Origin of the sequence: Ensifer sp. ENS07, from assembly GCF_014852185.1 — a bacterium.
Taxonomy (GTDB): domain Bacteria; phylum Pseudomonadota; class Alphaproteobacteria; order Rhizobiales; family Rhizobiaceae; genus Ensifer; species Ensifer adhaerens.
Genome location: NZ_JACVBE010000009.1, coordinates 209,545 through 225,966 on the forward strand (window position 1 = coordinate 209,545; position 16,422 = coordinate 225,966).

Sequence of the window (16,422 nt, forward strand, 5' to 3'; positions counted from 1 at the left end):
TTGCTTGCCGGCCGGCTAGCCGCAATTTGCCCTCACCGCCTACTCTGAACGCTGGGCAAAGAACAACAACTGGCTCCCAACCAGAGGAGAACATCATGACCGGGAAAACCGGAGCCGCCTCGGGCGCGCTCTATCTGCATATCTTTGTGCTGGCGATCGTCATCGTCTCCGAGCTGATCGGCATTCAGCGTCTGCCGATCGGTATCGGCACCGTCATCTTCCTGCCGATCCTTTACGCCTTCGCGCTCGGCATCGCCTTCAATCCGGCCATTTTCAAGGCGACCGGCAAGTTCCTGTCGCGCGATGCGGTCAAGCTTTCCGGCGCGATGATCACCGTTGCCATCATGCCGTTCATCGCCAAGTTCGGAACGACGGTCGGCCCGCAGATTTCGCAGATCATCGAGGCCGGCCCGGCGCTGGTTCTGCAGGAGCTCGGCAATCTCGGCACGATCATCGTCGCCTTCCCGGTCGCAGTGTTCCTTCTCAAGATGGGCCGTGAAGCCGTCGGCGCCACCTATTCGATCGACCGCGAGCCGAACATCGCACTGATCGCCGACAAATACGGCCTCAACTCGCCGGAAGGTGCCGGCGCCATGGGCGTTTATGCCACCGGCACGCTGATCGGCACCTTCGTCTTCGCCATCATGCCGCCGATCGTCCACGGCCTCGGCATCTTCGACGTGCGTGCGCTCGCCATGTCCTGCGGCGTCGGCTCCGGCTCGATGCTGGCGGCCTGCACCGGCGGCCTCGTCGCGGCGGTGCCGGACCAGAAGGACATCATTCTCGCGCTCGCCGCCGCCAGCAACATCCTGACCTATGCCACCGGCCTCTATGTCGGCATGTTCGTGGCGCTGCCGTTGACGGAGTGGCTCTACAACAAGGCGCGCCCGTCCGAGCGTCGCACCGCAGCCTGATCGGGAGAGAGAACCATGACCAACCAGAACACCTCCGCCAACTACGCCGACGATCTCCCGCTGAACCCCGAGGACGAACGCAAGCTCGACGTGATCGGCCATGCCGGCCTGCTGATCATCGCCTGCGCCATCGGCCTTGTCGCCAACTGGGTCGGCACCGGAACGTCGCCGCTCACCGCATTGCCGGGCATGGCGACGCTATATGCCGCCTGCATCGTCGGCCTGGCGCTCGCCCGCTTCGTGCCCTTCTACCTGCCAAGCGTCGCCTGGGTTTCGCTGATCGCGATCCTCATCACCATCCCGGGCGTTCCGGGTGCAGCCTGGGTCAGCGAACAGGTCGAGCACCTCAACTTCCTCGCATTGGCGACCCCGGCGCTTGCCTATGGCGGCCTTGCCTTGACGGCGAACGAGTTCGCGATCGCCCGCCGCTCGGGCTGGAAGATCGTCATCGTCGCGATCTGCGTGATGGTCGGCACCTATATGGGCTCGGTCGTCGTCGCCGATCTCTTCCTGCGTCTCGGCCAGTAACGCGGCACGCAATTCCAGGAAGCGGTTTTCCGTCCGGAATTGTGTAAGAGAAACAGGTCGGCCGCTCTGCGGCCGGCCATCCCCTCAAACGACAGGACGCACGCCATGACACGCCACGACATCAGCCCCGAGCGCATCGAGGAAACGATCCGCTGGCGTCATCACCTGCATGCCCATCCCGAGCTTGCCTTCGAGGAACGCCAGACCGCGGCCTTCATCGCCGGCCGGCTTGCCGAATGGGGCATTGCCGTGAAGGACGGTTATGGCGGCACCGGGCTTGTCGGCACGCTCAGGCGTGGCACATCGAACCGATCGATCGCCATTCGCGCCGACATGGACGCGCTGCCGATCATCGAGACGAGCGGCGCTGCCTACGCCTCGAAGACGACGGGCAAGATGCACGCCTGCGGCCACGACGGCCACGTCGCCATGCTGCTGGCCGCCGCCCGGCAGGCGAGCGAGATGGACTTCGACGGCACCGTGCATTTCATCTTCCAGCCGGCCGAAGAGGCCGAGGGCGGTGCCCGCGTCATGGTCGCCGATGGCCTCTTCCGTGATTTCCCGGCCGATGCCGTCTATGCGCTGCACAACTGGCCGGCGCTCGACGTCGGCTCGGTGGTGGCCCGCGACGACGCGATGATGGCCGCCTTCGGGGTCTTCGAAATCACCATCACCGGTCGCGGCGCCCATGGGGCGATGCCGCATGAGGGTGCTGACCCGCTCGTCGCTAGCGCCCAGATCGTCACGGCCTTGCAGACGATTGCCAGCCGTAACGTCTCGCCACTCGAAGCGGCCGTCGTCTCCGTCACACAGATCCACGGCGGCGACGCCTGGAACGTGATCCCGGAAAAAGCCGTGATCCGCGGCACCACGCGCTGGTTCGACAAGGCGGTCGGTGACACGCTCGAAAACCGGATGCGCACGCTCGTTTCGGCCCTTGCCGAAGGGCTCGGCTGCACGGCCGAGCTCGATTATCAGCGCCGCTATCCGGCGACGATCAACGATCCCGCAGCCGCCGCGCTCGCACGCTCGGTCGCCGCGGCAGACCCGGCCTTGACGGTCATCGACGCGCCACCAAGCATGGCGGCCGAGGACTTCGCCTTCATGCTCGACGAACGTCCCGGCTGCTATCTCTGGCTCGGCGCAAGACGCGAGGGCGTTAACCCCGGCCTGCACTCGCCGCACTACGATTTCAACGACGCGATCATCGGCCAGGGCGTAAACCTCTGGACACGCCTGATCGCGACCTCGCTTGGTCGTTGACCCCAAGGGGATTCCGTCGCATCCATGACCACCATGGACGTACTCGACGCGAAAGCGCTCAGGATCTTTATGGCGGTTGCGCGCATCGGTTCGATCCGGGGCGCTGCGGAGCATATGGGGCTGGCGCCATCGGTCGTCAGCCGCCAGATCGCCGACACTGAACGCGACATCGGCCTGTCCCTCTTCGAGCGCACCGCCCGCGGCACGGTCCTGACCGACGCCGGTGAACTGGTGCTCGAACACGGCAAACGCGTGCTCGAGGACAACGGGCTGCTTGCCGAGCAGCTCGACCAGATCCGCGGCGTGCAGCAGACCCGCATCCGCATTCGCTGCGGCGAAGGTTTCATGGCCGACCTGGTGGAGCACGGGCTCTCGTCGTTCTCAAAGGCACACTCCTATGTGCGCTACATCGTCGAACTCGGCAGCACCGAAGACGTCGTCGACGCCATCGCCAACAGCGACGCCGACATCGGCATCGCCTACAATCCCCTGACCGAACCGCGCATCCGGGCGCTGGCGATTGCGCGCCAGCCGCTCTGCGTCATCGTGCCGGCGGGCCATCCCCTGTCCGAGCGCAGCGACCTGAAACTTGCCGATTGCCTCGCCTTCCCGTGCGCGCTGCTCGGCAAGGGCAATGGCGTGACACAACTGGTGGCGCGGGTGGCGGCCGATGCGGGGCTGGCGCTGGCGCCGTTGCTCGAAACCCATTCGATCGAGGTGCTCCGCCGCTTCGTTGCAGCAAGCCTCGGCGTCACCTTCCTGCCGCGTACGTCCGTAACCGTGGAAATCGCGCGCGGGTCCATGCAGGCGATCGACCTCTCCGATCCGCTGCTGAGCGAGGCGAGCGCGCATTTGATGGTGCGGGCCCACCGCCGCCTGCCGCTGTCGGTCGAAAAACTCGGCCAGCATCTCGCGCGCGAGATGCAATCCTTCCAGACTTAGAAGACCGTCCTAGCTCGATGAAACCCGCGCGGCGCTAACGCTCGCCTTTCCCATCACCGGCGGTCGAGCAGACGTTGCCACGCCAGCAACGCATTGTACCAGGCGCGCCGTCTACCCGCTCGCCAGCCCGCATGCCACCTTCGCCGGATCATTCTGATCATACGAGGGTAAGCGGATCATGACGGCGGAACGAACGACAGTTGGCGTGGTGGGTTTGGGCGCCATGGGTCTCGGCATGGCGACGACGCTCGCCGGCAAAGGTTTTGCCGTCAAGGGCTTCGACCTCTCCGAGGCCCGGCGCACGCTTGCCGCCGAAGGCGGGGTGACCCCGGTCGAGGCTCTGACTGACGTCTTCTTCGACACCAACTTCATCGTCTTCTCGCTGCCAACCGCCAAGGACGTGGCAGCCGTCGTCGAGGCCAATCTAGAAGCGCTGAAGGCGGCCGGCCGCCGCGTCGTCATCATCGACACCTCGACCTCCGAGCCGGATGTCTCGCGTGATCTCGCCGCAGCCCTTGCCGGCCTCGGCCACGGCTTCATCGACGCGCCGGTCTCCGGCGGTCCGGCAGGTGCCGCAAGCGGCAAGCTGACGATGATGATCGGTGGCAGTGACGCGGACGTCGCCCTTGCCGGCCCGGTGATCGACGCGATGTCGGCCAAGGCCCTGCATGTCGGCCCGAGCGGCGCCGGCAACGTTGCCAAGCTCGTCAACAACCTGCTCGCCGCCGCCCATATGGTGACGACGGGCGAAGGGCTGAAGCTGGCGCTTGCCGCCGGGCTTGATGCGGACGAGGCGCTGAAGGTGCTCAACGCCGCGTCCGGCAAATCGATGATCAGCGAAGTGCATTTCCCGACCTGGGTGATGAACGGCCGCTTCGACAGCGGCTTCACCATGGGCCTGATGCGCAAGGACGTGCGGCTTGCCAGCGAGCTTGCGGCCCGCACCGGCGCCGATCTGCCGCTCTCGGGCGCAGTCGCCAAGCTCTGGGCCGAGAGCCCGCTCGAAAACGCCGAGGACTTCACCCGCATGGGCGCCTTCCGCCCGGTGGCCAACGACAACTGAGACTTGAAGGGAACGACGATGAACGACATGACCATGCCCGCCAAGGCCGAGCGCATCCGGGCGCTGTTCCACGGCATCATTCCCGGCACCGAGATCGGCAGCTATGTCGACGGCACGCTGGTGCCCGGTTCCGGCGACGAGCAGGCGCTCACCGATCCGGCGACCGGCGAAGTCTTCGCCACCTTCAAGGACGCCGGCGCTGATATCGTCGACGCCGCCATGCAGGCGGCAGCGCGCGCCCAGCGCGAATGGATCTCGATGACCGCTTCGGCGCGCGGCCGGGTGATGAACGAGATCGCCCGCAAGATCCGCGAGCGCGCCGGCGAGATTGCCGAGCTCGAAAGCCGCTCGGCCGGCCGGCCGATCCGCGACATCCGTGGCGAGGCTGTCCGGGTCGCCGAGATGTTCGAATATTATGCCGGCTGGTGCGACAAGCTGCACGGCGAGGTCATCCCGGTCCCGACCTCGCATCTGAACTATACCCGCAACGAGCCGGTTGGCGTCGTCGCCCAGATCACCCCTTGGAACGCGCCGCTCTTTACCGGCGGATGGCAGATTGCGCCTGCGATCTGCGCCGGCAACGGCGTCGTCATCAAGCCGTCGGAACTGACGCCGCTCAGCACGCTCGTGCTCGGTGCGCTCTGCGAGGCGGGCGGCGCGCCCCGTGGCCTCGTCAACGTCATCGCCGGCCAGGGCGTAACGGCGGGCCAGGCGATGGTCGCCCATCCGAAAACGGCACTCGTCGTCTTCGTCGGCTCGGCGCTTGCCGGTTCGGCCATTGCGGCAGCGGCTGCGAAGAACGTCGTGCCCTGTATCCTCGAACTCGGCGGCAAGTCCGGCAACATCGTCTTTGCCGATGCCGATATCGACCGCGCCATCGTCGGCGCCCAATCGGCGATCTTCTCTGGCGCCGGCCAGAGCTGCGTTGCCGGCTCACGCCTGCTCGTGCATCGCTCGGTGCACCAGCAGTTCGTCGAGCGTTATGCCGAGGCTGCCGCGCGCATCCCCGTCGGCGATCCCTATCTCGACAGCACGCAGATCGGCCCGATCAACAATGCACGACAATGGGCGAAGATCGAGGAAATGGTGCGCCAGGGCGTTGCCGAAGGTGCAACGCTTGCAACCGGCGGCGCCAAGCCGGCTTCTCTTCAAGCCTCCGGCGGCTTCTATTTCGCGCCGACCATTCTCGACAATGTCAAGCCGGACATGACGATCGCCCGCGAAGAGGTCTTCGGCCCGGTCGTCGGCGTCACCGTCTTCGACGACGAGGACGAGGCGGTCACCCTCGCCAACGACAACCCGTACGGCCTGGCAGGCGCCGTTTGGACCCGTGATGTCGGCCGCGCACACCGGGTCGCTTCAATGGTGCGGGCCGGGACCTTCTGGATCAACGGCTACAAGACGATCAGTGTCATGTCGCCCTTCGGCGGCTTCGGCCGCTCCGGCTATGGCCGCTCCTCCGGCCGTGATGCACTGATGGCCTATACACAGACGAAGAGCGTCTGGGTCGAGACCGCGGAAAACCCGGCCGTCGTCTTCGGTTATTCGCCGGAAGCCTGATCGGCACGCCCCCCCGGAAACGAGAAACGGCCGGCAAAATGCCGGCCGTTTCTTTTTGTGACTGAAGCTCCTCTGGCTCAGAATTCAAACGCAGTCGACACCATGAAGGTGCGCGGCGCGCCGGCGGCAAGGAAGCCACGGGCGGACGAGGCCCAGTAGTTCTCGTCGAACACGTTCTGGACGGTCGCCCGGATTTCCACCGGCTTAGCGTTTTCACGCTCGAAGGAGTAACGCGCACCGAGATCGACCCGCGTCCAGTCCGAGACCTTCTGCGTGTTCCTCTGGTCGTAGTAGGTGCTGCCGGTATAAACGAGGCGACCGGTGAGCGTCAGGTCCTCGACCCAGGGTGTGTCGTATTCACCATAGAGGCTGATCGCGGTCGTCGGGACGCCGGGCACACGGTTGCCATCGAACCGCTCTCCTGTTCTCGAGTTCTCTGCCTTATCGAGCTTGGCGTCCATGAAGGTGATGCCACCAAGCAAGCGAACGCCGTCAACCGGTTCGCCATAGGCTGAAAGCTCGATGCCACGGTTCACCTGCAGGCCGTCGACGGCGAAGACGCCGCCGGTTGTCAAACCGTTTGGCTGCCTGATCTCGAACAGCGCTGCGCCGAGCATTACTTCGCCGAGGTCGTATTTGAAGCCGATTTCCTTCTGCTTGCTGACAACAGGAGGGAAAATCTGGTCGCTGTTCAGAGCGTTGGACGGCGCTGACGGCCCTTCGGTCAGAGCTTCCACGTAGTTGCCGTAGACAGAGAAGCTGTCGGTGACGTTTACGAGTGCCGCGACGGCAGGGCTGAACCGGCCTTCCTCGTAATAGTAGGTCTGTTGACCGAGCGGCACGGCGCCGGGACGCGTATTGTACCCTCGTACACGCATTTCCTGATAGCGCCCGCCGACCGTCAGCTGGAAACGGTCTTCGGCAAAGGAAAGCGTATCGGAGATCGCGACGCTGGTCGCGAGCAGGTCCGAAAACGCATGCAGGTCGTTCGAGCGCGGAAGCCCGCCCGTATTGACCCAATCGCTCGGCACATAGATCGGATTGTAGATGTTGGTCATGTAGCTTCTGAAGCCGAGCCTGCCCGGATGGAAGTAGCCGCGGTTGTTCTCGTTGAGCGCTCGGCTCACAGAAACGCTGAGCTGGTGACCGACGGGTCCGGTATCGAACTCCGAGCGGAGACCAACCTCACCCGAGACCCCCTGGATCTCCTGCGGATTGTAGCCGAACTCGGCCAGCGCATCGCCATTGGGATTTTGAATGGTGTAGGACGTGCTCAGGAAGTCCTCGCGGTAGCGGCTGATGCCGCCGGCGGCGTAAACAGTGGTGTTCTCCAGCACGTCGAACTCGACGCGGCCAGCGACCATATTGTGTTCACTGTCATGGTATTCGAACGGGTTGGACGTGTTGATCCGGCCGTCCGGCGCTTCCGGGATCTTGATGCCCGGCGCTGCCGCGTTGAACAGCGAGGCCGGCGCATTGATGTTCTGCTTCGAATGATTGAGGTCGAGCGAGGCACGCACCCGATCGCCGCGATAGTCGAGCCCGAGCGACAGCACGCCGATCTCGTTTTCGTTGTGGTCAAGCGCCGTGTCGCCGCCACGATAGGAACCGTTGAAACGGACGCCCCATTCGCCCTCGGGCCCGAAACGGCGACCGACATCGAGGTGCGACCACAATTGCGAGTCCGACATATAGGTGGTCGTCAGTCGCGTCAGCGGCTCGTCGGTGGCGCGCTTGGGCACCAGATTGATAGTCCCACCGACGCGGCCGACGCCGCCGTTGACCAGCGCGCTCGGGCCTTTCAGGACCTCGACGCGCTCGATGCCCTCAAGGGGGCTGCGGCGCGGGTTGGTGATGTAGAAGAGGCCGTCATAGGCCGTATCCAGATTGGTGACCGAGAAGCCGCGAATGAAGAACGAATCACGCTCGCTGAACGCCGGCGCATCCATGCGTACCGAGGGATCGTTGAGGGTGACATCGGCGACCGTTCGCGCCTGCTGATCGCGGATCAGCTTATCCGTGTAGCTGGTGACGCTGAACGGGGTTTCCTTGACAGGACGGTTGCCGAGCGCGCCAAGCCGCGCACCGGTCGCCATCTGACCGCCCGCATAGGGAGCTGACGGCTGGCCGATGGTGCCGGTCTCAGGCGGCTGACCGCCCGCTTGCCCGACGGCCACGATGGGGGCCAGCTGCGTCGCGCCGCCCGAACTGCGTTCAGCCTGGGCCAGGCTTTCGACCCGGCTGGTCTTGCGTGCCTCCTGGGCCGACGCCGCCACGGCGGACATTGCCAGCAGCGACACGCCCGCCAGCACGACTTTGGCTCGCCGACGCGAAACCGAATTGAACCTGCCCCTTGCCATTCTCTTACCCCTGTAACTTCGATTAAGGTGAATTCCGTATCCGCCACTGTCGCCGGCCGAACCCAGCCGCTCAGAACGCGACGCACGCGCCTTGCCCGTTGAACAACGGTGCAGGGCGAGCCCCGGACATTGCGTTCAGTTGCGGCTATTTCGACCGACAGACGGGTCTCGTGCGCAGCAGCTCGCTTCGGCAAAGCGGGTGCGTAACCGGCCCTTCGGTCACGGCGCGTTCGGTTGCGCCCATGCAGACTGGCTGCCAGACAAAGTGTCGGCGATCGCGGGTCATCCCACGCTTGGGAGCACTCTCAAAACTGGACGAGATTGCGAACATCGACATTGAAACATCAACTATAACAATAGCATAAAACTTGAATTTCTAAGTCAAGTCTGCGCACGTATAGTCGGATTCGGTCGGGCGTCCACGCTTTTTGTGCGTGAATTCAGCGGTTAACGGTAAACCGGGCGTTGTTTGCCAGATGTGGAAAGACAGGCAAATCGGGGCGTAGCGGGCCGTCAGCCCGCGTCCGGCGCAGGACAGCCTCAGCCTGGCGCCTGCGCTACGATCGGTGGGCCGCGTCATGCAAAGATCGGCGGGAAAAGGATGTTTTAATCGAGCGACGCCCGCGTCACCGAAGGGCTTGCCCTGTCGGCCGCAGCGGCTCGTTCGCGTGTCAGGCCCGGAAGCGGTCGAAAGCGGTCAAGCGCTTGATCGGCGGATCGGCTTCCTTCCAGCGATAGATCTCCGAGCGGAGGTAGCCGAGTTCGTCTTCAAGTGCGGTTTCGGCGACTTCGACCCACCAGGATTTCGGACGGCCGTCACTTCCGTCAGACCAGCGGTAGCCGCGAGCTTTCAGATGATCCTTCATGTCGAAGGGGCTGTTTTCCGCAAAAATGCGGACGCGTGATCGCTGGCTCGCCTCGTAGAGTTCGGCAAAGGGCGTGCTGCCGGAGCCGCCATCCTTGGCAAGGACTTCGAGCAAAGCGAAACAGTCGTCGACCGCCCGGTGGCCGTCGTGGAAGTAACCGGCCTGCCCGATCAGGTAACCGAGCTTGGTGCCTTCGAAGCCGCGGGAAGACCAATCGATCTCGGAGACGGAACAGGCCCATGCCTTTCCTGCAAAAACGGGCGAGAAGGCCTCGCAGAAGGGACGGTCGAAGCCGGCATTGTGGGCGATGACAAGGTCGGCCTTTTCCATCAGCGCCCGCACTTCGTCGAGGTCGATCGTCTTTCCCGCGACCATCTCGTTGGTGATGCCGGTAAGACGAGTGATTTCCGCAGGGATCGGATTGGACGGCTGGCGCAAGCCGCCGAAAACGCCAGTCACGTCTCCCAGGTTTCCCTTCTCATCGAAGGTAAAGGCGATCAGGCCGATCTCGATGATCTCATCCTTGCGATGGTTGAGCCCTGTGGTTTCGGTATCGAGAATGACGCCATGCAGGGGGAAGCCGGGACGCGCAACAGGCACCACAGCGCGCGGCACAAGCCGCTGCAACAGGCGATAGCGACCCGTCGCCTGAAGGTGACGGACCATATCGTCCTCGGTCAGCGATGCCCGCTTGACCGCCGGTCCACCGCCCGCCTTTTTGGAAGTTGCCTCGTCCGAAACAAAGAGGTCGAACTGCTGCGTCATTCGGTTGTCCCGCAAATTAACGACTCACACGTCTGCGTTCCAGAATAGCGGCTAACAGGCATGCTTCCCAGCAAATCGGGAAGAAGGCGCAGGAGCGCCTGGATTTTCAGGCGCAAAAGATGGGGAAACGGTCTCGCGCTTCAATATGCTCGGCGGCACTGTTGTCCCCGTCCCCGTCAACACGGGGTGCAGAAACGACAGTGCCGCCGCAGCAAGAACTTCACTTGAAGTCGTGGCGATTACGCCGCTCGATCAGGCGGCGCGGCTCCAGCCTTCGCGGGCTGCAGCACCTTCCAGCTTGAACTTCGCCAGCATCGTGCGCAACTGACGGCTCTCTTCGGCGAGCGTGCCGCTGGCGGCTGTCGTCTCTTCCACCATCGCCGCGTTCTGCTGGGTCATCTGGTCCATGTGGTTGACGGAGGTGTTGATCTCCTGCAGTGCGGTCGCCTGCTCGCGCGCCGCCGTCGCGATCGTGTTGACGTGGCCGCTGACATTGTTGACCAGTGTCTCGATCTCCAGCAGCGCCTCGCCGGTCGAGCGCACCAGCGCCACGCCGTTTTCGACTTCCGACGCCGAGCTGTGGATCAGCGTCTTGATTTCCTTGGCCGCGTTGGCCGAGCGTTGCGCCAGCTCGCGCACTTCCTGGGCGACGACGGCAAAACCGCGGCCGGCTTCGCCCGCGCGTGCCGCTTCGACGCCGGCATTGAGCGCCAGCAGGTTCGTCTGGAAGGCGATTTCGTCGATGACCGAGATGATCTGGTTGATGCGGTTGGACGAACCCTCGATGCGGCCCATGGCATCGACGGCGCTGCGCACGATCGCGCCGGAACGGCCGGCGCTTTCCTTGGTGGCGCGCACCATCTCATGCGCCTCATTCGCCCGCTCCGAGGCGGTGCGCACGGTCGAGGTGATTTCGTCGAGCGCCGCTGCGGTTTCCTCAAGCGCTGCCGCCTGCTGTTCCGTGCGCTTCGACAGATCATTGGCAGCCGAGCTCAGTTCGGCGGAGTTGTCGTTGATGGTGCTGGCCGCGGTGCGCACGTTCTGCATGGTCGACCGCAGCGTCACCATCGTCTGGTTGACGTTCGTCTGCAGCTCGGCGAAGGCACCGTGGAATTCGCCGCGCATGTTCTGCGTCAGGTCGGCGTCGGCAAGCGCCGCAATCACGCGGCGGACTTCGGTGACGGTCTGGTCGACGCTGGAGACGAGCTCGTTGACGCTCCATGCGAAGCGGTTGAGGTCGTCGTTTTCATAGTCCTTGTTGATGCGGCCGGTGAAATCGCCGGCAACGGCAGAGGCGACGACGACGCTGATGTTGGACTGCAGGTCGCTGCTGCGCGCATGGAGGGCCGCTTCCTGCGCCTTCATCGCGCGCATGGCGATGCCGTTCTTGCGGAAGACTTCGACGGCACGGGCCATCTCGCCGATCTCGTCCTGGCGGGAAACGTCCGTCGCATCTCCATCCAGTTTTCCGTCGGCAAGTTCGCTCATGGTCGAGGTCAGGTCACGGACCGGCATGACGATGCCGCGGCGGGCAACGACGAGGCTGACGCCGACGCCGAAGAGCACGCAGGCCGCAGCGGCCGCGGCGAGGATTGTCATGGCGACGGACGAGGAATTCAGCGCCTCTTCACGAGCGGCGGAAAGCGCTTCGCCGGAATAGGTGCTGTAGGTCTTGACTGTTGCCGTCACGGTCTTTTGCGCTTCGAGCGCCTTGTCGAGTGCGGCCTTGACGGCACCGGCATCTCCGCCCTTCTCGGCGGCGACGGCGACCATGGCGCGGATCTCGTCGAAGTAGCTGTTGAGCGTCAGGCGGATGTCATTCAGCAGCTTGTCTTCGGCATCGTCGGCGACCGCCTCGATCTTGGTCAGGCGGCCGAGCATTTCGGTCGCACGCTTTTCGGTTTCCGCGCCGAAGTCGGCGGCGTTCTCCGGGGCGGCGGCGAGCTGATAGGTCATGCGGCTGATGGCGATGATGTCGACGCGCAGGTCCATTGCCTCGCGCGCTGCTTCCTCACGCGCGCCGACATCGACGATCGTCGCACCGAGCGAGGAAAGACCACGCGCACCGGCAAGCGCGATCAGAATGGAGGATATGCCCATGACCACGACCACAAGGCCGACCTTGGTCAAAATCGAAAGGTTCTTGAACGTCACTGCCGTGACTCCTGTGATGTCGCAATCGCGCTGATGGGAGGGGACATGGTCAGCCAAACCGGCGGGAGGAGGACCGGATGTTTGCGGCCCCGCAAGGGGAGGAACTGGGGCGCGCACTGACCAATAAGTACTTAGTAATTTCGAATTTAAATTCGGGTTAAAAAAGCGATCGCGTCTTTTCGCATATGCAGCAATAGTTGTTGTGCATATGCCGGAACGAAAAACGGGCGGACGATCGCTCGCCCGCCCGCAGACCACCGCAGCAGTCTTGGGAGATTTCAGTCTTTCCGGCCTATGACCGGCCGTATCCACCGCCGGTCGGCGTCACGACGGTAAAGGCTTCGCCAGCTTCGAGAACCGTATGGGCGCAGCCCGACAGTTCCTCCGTCCGGCCGTCATTGCGGCGCACGAGGTTGCGGCCGAGTTCACCCGGGCTTCCGCCCTTGATGCCGAAGGGTGCGACGCGGCGATGGCCGGAGAGGATCGCGAAGTCGAGCGTTTCCCGCGCCCGGATCGTGCGCTTCGTGCCGTTTCCGGCGTGCCACTGGCCGCGGCCACCGGAACCGACGCGAATGTGGAAGTCTTCGAGCACCACCGGGAAGCGGGTTTCGAGGATTTCCGGATCGGTGAGCCGCGAGTTGGTCATGTGCGTATGAACCGCATCGGCACCGTTGTAGCCGGGACCCGCCGGCGCGCCGGAGCAGATCGTCTCGTAATACTGATAATTGTCGTTGCCGAAGGTGAGGTTGTTCATCGTCCCTTGCGCGCCGGCCTGGCTCTGGACCGCGCCGAACAGGCAGTTCGTCACGGCCTGGCTGACCTCGACGTTGCCGGCAACGACGGCCGCCGGATAGCGCGGCGTCAGCATCGTACCCTCGGGGATGACGATGTGGATCGGCCGCAGGCACCCGGCATTCATCGGAATGTCGGCCTCGACCAGCACGCGGAAGACATAGAGTACGGCGGCGCGGGTGACAGGCGCCGGCGCATTGAAGTTGTCGCCGCGCTGCTCCGACGTGCCCGTGAAATCGACGGTCGCCTCGCGCTTGTCGCGGTCGACCGTGATCTTGACGACGATGCTGCAGCCCTGGTCCATCTCGTAGGAGAATTCGCCGTCTGGCAACTGGTCAAGCACACGGCGCACGCTCTCAGCAGCATTGTCCTGGACGTGGCCCATATAGGCCTCGACCACGTCTTCGCCGAACTGGGCAATCATCTTCTTGAGTTCGGCGACGCCCTTTTCGTTGGCCGCCACTTGAGCCTTCAGGTCGTTGACGTTCTGAAGGATGTTGCGCACCGGATAGCGCGCGCCATTCAGAAGCGCTTCAAGCTCGGCCTCGCAGAAGCGACCTGCATCGATGAGCTTGAAGTTGTCGATGTAGACGCCCTCCTCCTCGATGTTGGTGGCAAGCGGTGACATCGAGCCCGGCGAAATGCCGCCGATATCCGCATGGTGGCCGCGGCTGGCGACCCAGAAGCGGATCTCTTGTCCGGCATCGTCGAAGACGGGCGTGCAGACGGTGAGGTCAGGCAGGTGCGTGCCGCCGTTATAGGGCGCGTTGATCAGGAACACGTCGCCGGGCTTGATCACCGGGTTCTCGCGGATCGCGGTTGCGACCGAGGCGTCCATGGAACCCAGATGCACCGGCATGTGCGGCGCATTGGCGACGAGGTTGCCGCGGTTGTCGAAGACGGCGCAGGAGAAGTCGAGCCGCTCCTTGATGTTGACCGAATAGGCGGTGTTCTGCAGCGTCACGCCCATCTGCTCGGCGATCGACATGAAGAGATTGTTGAAGATCTCCAGCATGACCGGATCGGCATGGGTACCGATCGCGCTCTGCTGCTGCAGCGCCTTCACGCGGCGCAGCACGATATGGTCTTTCGCCGTCAGTTCCGCCTGCCAGCCGTCCTCGACGACGACGGTCTGGTTCGGTTCGATGATGATCGCCGGACCGTCGAGCCGCTGGCCGGGGCTGAGTTCGGCGCGCAGCAGGACCGGCGCATCGTGGAACTGGCCTTGCGAATAGAACTGAGTGCGGCGTGAAACGTCGGGCGTGCCCGAGGTGACGGATGCGCCTTCGCGCTCCATCTGGGCAGCACCGCCGCCGACCGTCTCGACTTCGACGGCGTCGATCACCAGCGCCTTGTTGTCGGCGACGAAGCCGAAGCGGCGCTTGTGCAGCTCTTCGAACTCGGCGCGCAGGCGGGCGATGTCGTCATGCGCCGGGAAGGTCGCGTCGACCGCAAGCACCGTGTCGGTGCCGGCATAGCGGATATGGGCGCGCAGATGGGTGCGAATCTCGTCGCGGGCAATTCCTTGTGCTTCCAGTTCGCCGAGGCAATCGACTTCCAGCTCGGCGCCCAGCGTGCTGAGGGCTGCCGGCGCCTTGTCGTCGAGCGCGACGCCGAGCGCCTTCTGGCGAGTCGAGCGGATATCGGCAAGTCCCATGCCATAGGCCGAAAGCAGGCCGGACATCGGATGCACGAGAATGCTCTTCATGCCGAGCTGGTCGGCAACGAGGCACGCGTGCTGGCCGCCGGCGCCGCCGAAGCAGCTCAGCGCATAGCGCGTCACGTCATAACCGCGCTGCACGGAAATCTTCTTGATCGCCTCGACCATGTTGGCAACGGCGATGCGGATGAAGCCGTCGGCCACATCCTCGGGGCTGCGGCCATCGCCGATCTCGGTCGCCATGGCAACAAAACGGCCGCGCACGGTCTCGACGTCGAGACGTTCGTCCTGGTTCGGACCGAACAGCGCCGGGAAGAAATCCGGCATCAGCTTGCCGAGCATGACATTCGCATCGGTGACAGCAAGCGGACCGCCATTGCGGTAGCAGGCGGGGCCCGGGTTGGCGCCGGCCGAATCCGGGCCGACGCGGAAACGTTCGCCGTCGAAGTGCAGGATCGATCCGCCGCCGGCGGCAACCGTGTGGATCAGCATCATCGGTGCGCGCACGCGCACGCCTGCAACTTCGGTCTCGAACGCCCGCTCATATTCACCATCGAAATGGGCGACGTCGGTCGAGGTACCACCCATGTCAAAGCCGATGACGCGATCGAAGCCCGCGGCTTCGCCGGTCTTGGCGAGGCCGACGACACCGCCGGCCGGGCCGGAGAGGATCGCATCCTTGCCCTGGAACATTTCAGCCGCCGTCAGGCCGCCGGAGGACATCATGAACATGACGCGTGCGCCGGTACGGGCAATATCGAGTTCGCCGGAGACCTGGGCGACGTAGCGGCGCAGAACCGGGGAGAGATAGGCGTCGATGACGGTGGTATCGCCGCGGCCGACATATTTGATCAGCGGCGAGACTTCGTGGCTGACGGAGACCTGCTCGAAGCCGAGTTCGCGGGCGATGCGGGCAACGGCCGCCTCGTGCTCCGGATACTTGTAGGCATGCATGAAGACGATGGCGACGGCCTTGTAGCCCTTGCCCTTCAGGTCTTCGAGGGCCGCGCGCGCCTTCGCCTCGTCGAGCGGCTGCTCGACAATACCGTCGGCCAGCACGCGCTCGTCGAGTTCGACGATATCCTGGTAGAGCGCTTCCGGCTTGATGATTTCGGTCGCGAAGATCTTCTTGCGTTCCTGGTAGCCGATCTTCAGCGCATCGCGAAAGCCCTTGGTCGTCACGAGAGCCAGGGGCTCGCCCTTGCGCTCGAGCAGCGCGTTGGTGGCGACCGTCGTGCCCATGCGCACTTCGCCGATGAGGCCGGTCGGGATCGGTGCACCGGTCGCAAGGCCGAGATGCAGGCGGATGCCTTGCACAGCGGCGTCGCGATAGGCTTCCGGATTTTCGGACAGCACCTTGCGGGCATGCAGGTTCCCGTGCGGGTCGCGACCGATGACATCGGTGAAGGTGCCGCCACGGTCGATCCAGAAGTCCCAGCTGCCGGTTTCGCGTGCGCTCATTGTCCATCCCTCTCATTCGCGAGCCGCTTCATTGTGCAAGCCCGGAAATTCATCAAAGCAGTTCGTTGACAAAATGTCGATAAAATGATGACAT

10 protein-coding genes are annotated in these 16,422 nt (G+C 64.2%); 6 read left to right on the top strand and 4 right to left on the bottom strand.

Going from position 1 to position 16,422, the window contains the following annotated elements:
• Window positions 1-95: 95 nt before the first annotated feature.
• The 6 genes from IB277_RS24935 to IB277_RS24960 all read left to right on the top strand — a co-directional run bounded on the left by IB277_RS24935 (window position 96) and on the right by IB277_RS24960 (window position 6,270).
• A complete protein-coding gene (locus tag IB277_RS24935) occupies window positions 96-914 on the top strand; it encodes a DUF3100 domain-containing protein (RefSeq protein ID WP_060521979.1) in 819 nt (272 codons plus the stop codon).
• A 15-nt stretch (window positions 915-929) separates the two neighbouring features.
• On the top strand, window positions 930-1,442 hold the full coding sequence (locus tag IB277_RS24940; RefSeq protein WP_034805654.1) for a hypothetical protein: 513 nt from the start codon (window positions 930-932) through the stop codon (window positions 1,440-1,442).
• A gap of 105 nt (window positions 1,443-1,547) precedes the next feature.
• Window positions 1,548-2,705 carry a M20 aminoacylase family protein gene (locus IB277_RS24945; RefSeq protein ID WP_034805651.1) on the top strand — a complete coding sequence of 386 codons (1,158 nt, stop codon included), beginning with the start codon at window positions 1,548-1,550 and terminating at the stop codon, window positions 2,703-2,705.
• A 24-nt stretch (window positions 2,706-2,729) separates the two neighbouring features.
• Entirely contained in the window at window positions 2,730-3,647 is a 918-nt protein-coding gene (locus IB277_RS24950; RefSeq protein WP_234798789.1) for a LysR family transcriptional regulator, read from the top strand.
• Window positions 3,648-3,825: 178 nt separating this feature from the next.
• Window positions 3,826-4,710 (top strand): NAD(P)-dependent oxidoreductase, encoded by an 885-nt coding sequence (locus IB277_RS24955; protein ID WP_034805645.1) that lies wholly within the window; start codon window positions 3,826-3,828, stop codon window positions 4,708-4,710.
• A gap of 18 nt (window positions 4,711-4,728) precedes the next feature.
• Window positions 4,729-6,270 (top strand): aldehyde dehydrogenase family protein, encoded by a 1,542-nt coding sequence (locus IB277_RS24960; protein ID WP_371813671.1) that lies wholly within the window; start codon window positions 4,729-4,731, stop codon window positions 6,268-6,270.
• 77 nt (window positions 6,271-6,347) lie between these two features.
• On the opposite strand, the gene IB277_RS24965 is transcribed toward IB277_RS24960, so the two are convergent.
• From IB277_RS24965 to IB277_RS24980, 4 genes are all read right to left on the bottom strand, one after another.
• Window positions 6,348-8,630, bottom strand: a complete 2,283-nt coding sequence (locus tag IB277_RS24965; protein WP_370689604.1) for a TonB-dependent siderophore receptor — start codon at window positions 8,628-8,630, stop codon at window positions 6,348-6,350.
• 671 nt (window positions 8,631-9,301) lie between these two features.
• On the bottom strand, window positions 9,302-10,261 hold the full coding sequence (locus IB277_RS24970) for a 3'-5' exonuclease (RefSeq protein ID WP_034805639.1): 960 nt from the start codon (window positions 10,259-10,261) through the stop codon (window positions 9,302-9,304).
• A gap of 252 nt (window positions 10,262-10,513) precedes the next feature.
• The gene (locus IB277_RS24975) at window positions 10,514-12,415 is read right to left on the bottom strand and encodes a methyl-accepting chemotaxis protein (RefSeq protein ID WP_060644639.1); all 1,902 of its coding nucleotides are present in this window, start codon (window positions 12,413-12,415) and stop codon (window positions 10,514-10,516) included.
• Window positions 12,416-12,707: 292 nt separating this feature from the next.
• Window positions 12,708-16,328: a hydantoinase B/oxoprolinase family protein gene (locus IB277_RS24980; RefSeq protein ID WP_192371998.1), complete on the bottom strand. Its 3,621-nt coding sequence runs from the start codon at window positions 16,326-16,328 to the stop codon at window positions 12,708-12,710.
• Window positions 16,329-16,422 lie beyond the last annotated feature (94 nt).

Coding starts and splice junctions, on each gene's coding strand:
- IB277_RS24960 (WP_371813671.1), top strand. CDS start 4,729: ATGAACGACATGACCATGCCCGCCAAGGCCGAGCGCATCCGGGCGCTG.
- IB277_RS24965 (WP_370689604.1), bottom strand. CDS start 8,630: ATGGCAAGGGGCAGGTTCAATTCGGTTTCGCGTCGGCGAGCCAAAGTC.
- IB277_RS24970 (WP_034805639.1), bottom strand. CDS start 10,261: ATGACGCAGCAGTTCGACCTCTTTGTTTCGGACGAGGCAACTTCCAAA.
- IB277_RS24950 (WP_234798789.1), top strand. CDS start 2,730: ATGACCACCATGGACGTACTCGACGCGAAAGCGCTCAGGATCTTTATG.
- IB277_RS24935 (WP_060521979.1), top strand. CDS start 96: ATGACCGGGAAAACCGGAGCCGCCTCGGGCGCGCTCTATCTGCATATC.
- IB277_RS24945 (WP_034805651.1), top strand. CDS start 1,548: ATGACACGCCACGACATCAGCCCCGAGCGCATCGAGGAAACGATCCGC.
- IB277_RS24940 (WP_034805654.1), top strand. CDS start 930: ATGACCAACCAGAACACCTCCGCCAACTACGCCGACGATCTCCCGCTG.
- IB277_RS24980 (WP_192371998.1), bottom strand. CDS start 16,328: ATGAGCGCACGCGAAACCGGCAGCTGGGACTTCTGGATCGACCGTGGC.
- IB277_RS24955 (WP_034805645.1), top strand. CDS start 3,826: ATGACGGCGGAACGAACGACAGTTGGCGTGGTGGGTTTGGGCGCCATG.